Source organism: Rhodopseudomonas sp. WA056, assembly GCF_010906995.1.
Taxonomy (GTDB): domain Bacteria; phylum Pseudomonadota; class Alphaproteobacteria; order Rhizobiales; family Xanthobacteraceae; genus Rhodopseudomonas; species Rhodopseudomonas palustris_G.
In genome coordinates, this window is record NZ_QPFS01000181.1 from 1 (window position 1) to 6,957 (window position 6,957).

Annotated in this window: 5 protein-coding genes; 1 reads left to right on the plus strand and 4 read right to left on the minus strand. The window is 68.2% G+C overall.

Annotated elements, in window-relative coordinates:
* Positions 1-502: 502 nt before the first annotated feature.
* Positions 503-1,279, minus strand: coding sequence for an SDR family NAD(P)-dependent oxidoreductase (locus DU475_RS22530; protein ID WP_164633383.1), 777 nt, complete (start codon positions 1,277-1,279; stop codon positions 503-505).
* 141 nt (positions 1,280-1,420) lie between these two features.
* On the opposite strand from DU475_RS22530, the gene DU475_RS22535 reads away from it, so the two are divergent.
* Entirely contained in the window at positions 1,421-2,155 is a 735-nt protein-coding gene (locus tag DU475_RS22535) for an SDR family NAD(P)-dependent oxidoreductase (protein ID WP_164633384.1), read from the plus strand.
* 189 nt (positions 2,156-2,344) lie between these two features.
* Here the strand turns inward: DU475_RS22535 and DU475_RS22540 are convergent, their stop codons facing one another.
* The 3 genes from DU475_RS22540 to DU475_RS22550 form a co-directional block, all read right to left on the minus strand.
* Positions 2,345-3,961, minus strand: coding sequence for an SGNH/GDSL hydrolase family protein (locus DU475_RS22540; RefSeq protein WP_164633385.1), 1,617 nt, complete (start codon positions 3,959-3,961; stop codon positions 2,345-2,347).
* 146 nt (positions 3,962-4,107) lie between these two features.
* Complete coding sequence (dapA, locus tag DU475_RS22545; RefSeq protein ID WP_164633386.1) at positions 4,108-5,031, minus strand: 4-hydroxy-tetrahydrodipicolinate synthase; 924 nt, start codon at positions 5,029-5,031, stop codon at positions 4,108-4,110.
* A gap of 266 nt (positions 5,032-5,297) precedes the next feature.
* Positions 5,298-6,719 (minus strand): lytic murein transglycosylase, encoded by a 1,422-nt coding sequence (locus tag DU475_RS22550; RefSeq protein ID WP_164633387.1) that lies wholly within the window; start codon positions 6,717-6,719, stop codon positions 5,298-5,300.
* Between the last annotated feature and the right edge of the window lie 238 nt (positions 6,720-6,957).

Below are 6,957 nucleotides of genomic sequence, written 5' to 3' on the forward strand. Positions count from 1 at the left end.
CTCGCGACAAGATCCACCCTTCGCGCCGCACGGCGCGCCCCCGCCCCTCGCTGCGATAGCGACGGGCGCACAACTCGGGCTCATCGAGCCGCGAGAGCGATTGGCCGTGGCTGTTTGAAACGTGGATCGGAGAATGAGGAGATGCGGGGCGCCTGCCTCACTCACGGCGTCATCGCCCGACTTGATCGGGCGACCCAGTATTCCAGAGCGCCTGTGGCGATGCGGTGGTTTGCTGCGAGCGCTTCGGGATACTGGATCCCCGCCTGCGCGGGGATGACGGTTGGGGGCGGAGCGACGCTGCGAGGTACAAACTACCCACGGGTTTACAAATTATCCGCGAGTCATTCCGGGGCACGCAGCGAAGCTGCGTGAACCCGGAATCTCTTTGCTATCAGCTCGGGGTTCCGAGTTCGCTCGCGTTGCGAGCGCCCCGGAACGACGGTGCAGGGAGAAGCGCGGCGCGGACGACTAATCGCCCGAGCTAACCCTTAGCGGATAGCCCTCACGCATTCCGCGCCATCAACCCGCCATCGACCGGAATCACCGCGCCGGTGATGAACGAGGCGGCGGGGAGGCACAGGCTCAGCGTCATGTGGGCGACCTCTTCCGGGTCGCCGTAGCGGTGCAAAGCGGTGCGGCGGCGGGCGTATTTTTGTTTGTGCTCGGCGCTGATGCGGTCGGTCATGCCGGTGGTGATCGGGCCGGGGCAGATGCAGTTGACGGTGATGCCCTCGGGGCCGAGCTCGACCGCGAGCGAGCGCGTGAGCCCGGTGACGCCGGCCTTGGCCGCCGAATACGGGCTGTGCGGCGACGTGGCGCCGAGCGCTTCGGTGGAGGCGATGTTGACGATGCGCGGGCTCTGCGACTTGCGCAAATGCGGCAGCGCGGCGCGGATCACCCGCGGATGCGCGGTGAGCAGAATATTCAGCGCGCGCTCCCACACCGCGTCGTAATTCGCATCGTCGATCGGCAGCGCTGCCGAGATGCCGGCGTTGTTGATGACGATGTCGAGCCCGCCGAGTGACTGCGCGATGTGTTCGACGCCGCTTTTGATCGCCTGCGCTTCGCCGACATCGAGCGCGAACGCGGTCGCGTCGCCGCCGCGCGCCTTGATGGCGTCGGCGACCGGCTGCGCGCCGGCCAGGGTGACGTCGGTGACGGCGACGCGCGCGCCTTCGTCGGCGAACACATGCGCGGTGGCGCGGCCCATGCCGCTCGCAGCGCCTGTGACCAGAACGCGCAAGTCTTTGACCGAACGGCTGAGGGGCTTGTACGACATCGGTTTCCTCCGGTTGTTTCTTGTTGCGGAATGTGCGGCGCGCGGGGGCGCGCGGCCTTCCGATTGACAAGGCTGACATCGATCGACACACAGGTCAAACGTCGCGCAGACGACGAACAACAAACAAACAGGAGGACGCGCGTGAGCGATCTCGATTTCAGCGGCAAGCAGGTTCTGGTGGTCGGCGGCTCCAGCGGCATCGGCAACGGCATCGCACAGGCGTTTCGCACCCGCGGCGCAGAGGTCTGCGTCACCGGCACGCGCGCGGCGCCATCGGACTACGCGGTCGAAGACGGCAGCCATTTCGACGGACTGACTTACGTGCAGCTCGACGTCGGCAAGGCGCAGGCGGTCGATGCGTTCGCGCCGCCGATCGAACGGCTCGACGTGCTGGTGCTGGCGCAGGGCGCGGTGATCTATCGCCGCGGCGAGTTCGAGATGGACGGCTTCCGCCACGTGATGGAAGTCAACCTGATGAGCCTGATGGCCTGTGCGGCGAAATTCCACGCCCAGCTCAAGGCGTCGTCCGGCAAGCTGATCATCGTGTCGTCGACCGCGGCCTTCCACGCCACCAAGGGCAACCCGGCCTACAACGCCTCGAAGACCGGCGCTTACGGCCTGACCCGGACGCTGGCGCAGGCCTGGGCCGAGGACGGCATCCGCGTCAACGGCATCGCGCCGGGGCTGGTCGATACCAAGATGACCAAGGTCACCACCGACAATCCGAAGCGGCTCGCCGGCGCGATCGAAGGCATCCCGATGAAGCGGCTCGGCACGCCGGAAGACATGGCCGGCGCCGCGCTGTTCCTGGCGTCGCCGCTGTCGGCCTATGTGCTCGGCCAGACGCTGGTGGTCGACGGCGGGCTGATTTTGTAAGGGTGAAACGCTGGCCCCACGTATCGCAACCTCATCCTGAGGAGACCGGTTTCGTCCGGAGGACGAGACCGGGCGTCTCGAAGGATGCGCTGCGCTTGGCGTGAGGTGAGCTTGCGCCGACTCATGGTTCGAGACGGCGCTTCGCGCCTCCTCACCATGAGGGATAGTCTGTGGCGTTGGTTGCCAGCCTCAGCGGAAGATCGAGAAGAAGCCCGATGCGCTCGGCGGCGGAGCGCGGCGGCCCTGCTGCTGTTGCGGCGGCGGCGCTCCGAAGCCGAAGAATCCCGACGCGGTCGGCGGTGGGGGCGGCGGTGCGGAGCGGGCGACGCGGCGCTGCTGCTGCTGCTGCGGCTGCGATCCCGCCGAGGCGCTCGGCGCGCCGCCACTGGGCTTGGCGCTTGCCACCGGGGTCTCCGGCTTCGGCTGCTCCTTCGGCGGCGGCGGCTCCTGGGCCTTTTCAATCGACACTTCGCGGCGCGGCCAGACGTCGTCGTCGGCGCGGCCGGCGGGCGCCGATAGCGGCTCGCCCTTCACCAGCGTGCGGGCGACCAGCGCATCGACCGGCGCCGGTTGCGTGCCCGGCCCGCCGAGCAGGCGGTCGGTCGAGACCGAGGTGGCGACCAGCGGCAGAATCGGACCAGCGGCAGGGCGGGGCGCCGGGCCGCTCGGAGGCTTGGCCTCTTCGGGGGCGGCCGGCTCGGTCGGCAACGCGATCGGGCCGCTGTGCGCCGCCAGCAACCTGGCGATCTCGCGCTCGACATAATGCGCCAGCTTGCGGGCGCCAGACTTGGTGAAATACACGCCGTCATAGGAGCGCAGCCGCCGGATCTGGCCTTCGAAATCCGGGCCCTGCAGCACATAGCGGCCGCCTTCGTCGACGAAGCCGTCCCAGACGTCCACATAGGTGATGCCTGCCTTGGCGGCGCCGTCGCGGAATAGCGCGTTGAGGAACTGCATGTCCGAGGTCGCCTTGGTGCCGCGCACCGCCGGCAGGCCGACCCACAGAATCGGGACGTTCTTGGCCTTGAGGACGTTGATCAGATCCTCGATCTTCTTGGCGTACAGCTCCGACCAGCGATCCTCGCGGAACTGGGCGACGCCGCTGGCGGCGCGCTTGCCCTTCTCGGTCATGATCCGCAGCGAATCGTCGTCGTCCTCGTCGTCGTCCGCCGCATTGTCGGCGGCCTTGTCGTCCGGCTTGGCTTCCTCGCCGGGCTTGGCGGCCTTGTCGTCCTTCTTCTTGTCCTTGTCGGGAGTCGCCTGCTCGCGGATCGCAATCCGGTCCGACAGGCCGAGCATCACCACGATCGCGTCCGGGTTCTCCTGGGCGATCACCTCCTTGGCGGCGCCGACCCAGTCCGACGGCTCGCCCTTCGGGGCGTAGCGCAACAGCCCGGAGATGGTCCTGAATTTGCGCACCACGCCCATTTCGGGCTGCTCGGCATAGGCCTGCTCCAGGCCATAGCCGAGCCAGTCGGCCATCGAGTCGCCGAGCACCAGCACGGTGCGGTCAGGGGTCGTCTCGCGCTTCTCGGGTGCCGGCGCCTTGGAATAGTCCTCGCGCGGCGCGGCGCGGCGTTGCGGCTGGTTCTGGTGGAAGGGTTGGAACACATCGTTGCCGAACCAGCCGAATCCGCCTCCTCCGCCGCCGCGTTGCTGGCGCTGCGGCGGGCCGCCGCCGAAATCGAAGAACTGCGCCGAGGCCGGCGCGGCGATGCCGAACAGCAGCACGCCAGCGACCGCCAGCACGGCCAGCGGGCCGCGCTCGGTGAAGACGCCAAAAAACGATCTCGGCTTGTCGGACATACGGATCTTGCGCAATCGCTACCGTTCGGAACGGGAGCTGATCCCTATACTAGCGGATTCGGGCCGCAACCGGGCAGCTTTCGCCGGCTCCATAAGGCGGTCCCGGCCGCGCCCGTCAAGGGCTCCGGCCGGGCCGCGCGGGCCGTTCAGGCCGCCGATTGGCCCGGCAGCAGCCTGGCGTCGAGCGCGGCGGCGAGCGCGGGCGACACCGGTGTCATCGGCAGCCGCACTTCGGGGCTGTCGATCAGCCCACGCCGCCACAGCGCAAATTTGATCGGCGCCGGCGACGGCTCGGCGAACAGCAGCTTCGGCAGGTCGGCGAGCCGTTGCCACTCGGTCGTCCCGCCGAGCCGGTCGCCGGCCTGTAGCCGATGCATCATCGCGGCGAACGCCTCGGTCTCCAGATGCGCCGAGGCCAGGATCGCGCCGTCGCAGCCGCGGCTGAGCGCATCGTAAGCCAGCGCGTCCTCGCCGGTGAGCACCGCAAAGCCCGGCGGCCGCAGCCGCAGCAGCTCCGCGGTCTGCGCCGGATCGGCGCAGCAATCCTTGACGCCGACGATGTTGGCGCGCTCGGCGAGCCGCAGCATCGCCTCGTTGTGCAGATTGACACCGGTGCGGTACGGGATGTTGTAGATCAGGATCGGCCGCGCGGTGGCGTCCGCCGCGGCTTCGAAATGCAGCACCATCCCGTGCTGCGACGGGCGGGTGTAGTACGGGCAGGCGATCAGCACGCCGTCGATCGGCCAGCGCGCGGTCCGCTGCAGCGCCTTGGTGAGCTTGCGCGTGTCGCTGCCGGACAGGCCGAGATACACCGGCAGCCTGCGGCCGCTCGCCGCCAATGCGTCGACGCTCAGCATCACCAGGCGCTCGAGCTCGTCTTCGTCCAGCGTCAGCCCTTCGCCGGTGGTGGCCCCCAGGATCAATCCGTCGAGCGGGGCGCGCGCGTAATGCGCGATCAGCCGGCGCAGCGATGCGGCGTCGAGCTCGCCGCCCCGAAACGGCGTGATCAGCGGCAGCCACAGCCCGCGCGGCGGCGGCGATTCCTCGGACTGGTCGGTGCAGATATCCATCTTCGATCTCCTTGGGGCGGACCGGAAGACGGAGCAGCAACAAAAAACCCCGTCGAAACCGGCGGGGTCGGGTGCATGCGTGAAGGCGAGATTGATCTATCGCGCGCGCAAGCCACCGGCCCCTGAAGGAGCGCTGGCTTTCGATTTCAAAGCGGCGGCACGAACGATCATGCGGCGGAGGATGGGCGGTAGAAAGCTCGATGTCAATTGAGAGATCGAGCTGCGCCGGCCCGGGAGAGTAGCAGCTACTTTCTTCAAAGCAGCGGCTACCTTCCTCTCAACCTCTCCAGCATCTCCCCGGTCGCGAACCCGTCCGCGGGCGCGCCGATCGAGGCTTGGAAATTCCGCAGCGCTTCCCGTGTCATGCTGCCGAACTGGCCGTCGGGGGTGCCGCGGTAGAAGCCGCGGTTGGCGAGAAGCTGTTGCAATTCCAGCTTTTCGGTTCGCGACAGCGCCTTTTCCTGGCGCGGCCAGTCCTGGACGAACGGGCCGCCGCCGCGCAGCCGGTCGGCGAAATGGCCGATCGCCAGCGCATAAGCCTCGGCCGGGTTGTATTTCATGATCACCCGGTAATTGGTCAGCATCAGGAAGCCGGGGCCATCGGCGCCGGCTGGCGCCAGCAGATAGGCCTTGTCGGACGGGCGCGGGAATGCCTGCCCGGTCGGGCGCTGCAGCCCCATCTGCTGCCACTGCGCCAGCGACTGGCTGTGGCGGCGGTCGGCCAGCATGTAGTTGAAGCCTTTCGGCACCACGACCTCGTAGCCCCAAGTCTCGCCGCTCTGCCAGCCGTCCTTCTTCAGGTTGTTGGCGGTCGAGGCGATCAGGTCGTAGGGGTTGTCGACGACGTCGCGGCGGCCGTCGCCGTCGGCATCCACCGCGAAGCGCTTGAACGAGGTCGGCATGAACTGTGTCGGGCCGAAGGCGCCGGCCCACGAGCCGCGAAGCTGCTCGGGCCGCAGGTCGCCGCGATGCAGGATCTCCAGCGCGGTGAGGAATTCGTCCTTGAAGTAATTCTGGCGGCGGCCGACGCAGGCCAGCGTCGCGGTCGAGTTCACCACCGAGCGGTCGCCGATCTGGGTCGAGTAGTTCGATTCGATGCCCCAGATCGAGGCAATGATGTAGCGGTCGACGCCGTAGGCGCGCTCGACGGCGTCGAACTCCGCCTTATAGCGCGCCAGGATCTCGCGGCCCTTGGCGAGCCGGGTGTCGTTGACCAGGATGTCGAGATAATCCCAGATCGATTTGGTGAATTCCGGCTGCGAATCCATCAGGTCCATCAGCCGCAGGTCCGGCGAGAGTCCGGCGGTGAAGCGGGCGAATGAGTCGCGCGAGATGCCGCGGCGCGCGGCGTCCGGCCACATCGAGGCGACGCAATTGTCGAAACTGGCCGCCGCCTGCCGGATCGCCGCTGCGGTCATCAGCGGATGGCCGGAGGCCCCATCCTCGCCGCTCCATTGCGGCGTCGAACGAACCGGCGCCGGAATCGGTGCCTGCGCCGGTGCGGCCACCGGCTGCGGCGTGGCGGGGGCGGCGGGGCGGCCGCTTGGCAGCGCGCCGGTGAACAGGTCGAAGATCGCAAACGGATTGCTGCGCTCGCCGGTCTGCGCCGCCGCAGGCGCCGGCAGCAGCGCGGCGCCGATCAGCGCCGCCGTTGCCATGCGCGCCAGCCGATAGTGAGTTACCGTCATCGCTTGATCCCGTCTGCTCGTCCGAGCCCCCTGCGCGAGGAGGCCAGCTTCACGTTTCAATCAGCTTAACAAAGCGTTTTTCCGGCGTCAGCGGCCGTACCGAACGGCGGCCGGCGCGGCGGACTTGACCGCCCGCGAGATTCGCGGCGGAGATGCGTGAAGCTGCCGCAGGACAGGTGCAACCGCGATGTTGGGCATTCATGATATCGGTCTGTTCGTCGCCGCCGGACTGCTACTC

Excerpts from the sequence above, each read along its gene's own strand:
- DU475_RS22530 (WP_164633383.1), bottom strand. The coding sequence starts at position 1,279 with ATGTCGTACAAGCCCCTCAGCCGTTCGGTCAAAGACTTGCGCGTTCTG.
- DU475_RS22540 (WP_164633385.1), bottom strand. The coding sequence starts at position 3,961 with ATGTCCGACAAGCCGAGATCGTTTTTTGGCGTCTTCACCGAGCGCGGC.
- dapA (WP_164633386.1), bottom strand. The coding sequence starts at position 5,031 with ATGGATATCTGCACCGACCAGTCCGAGGAATCGCCGCCGCCGCGCGGG.
- DU475_RS22550 (WP_164633387.1), bottom strand. The coding sequence starts at position 6,719 with ATGACGGTAACTCACTATCGGCTGGCGCGCATGGCAACGGCGGCGCTG.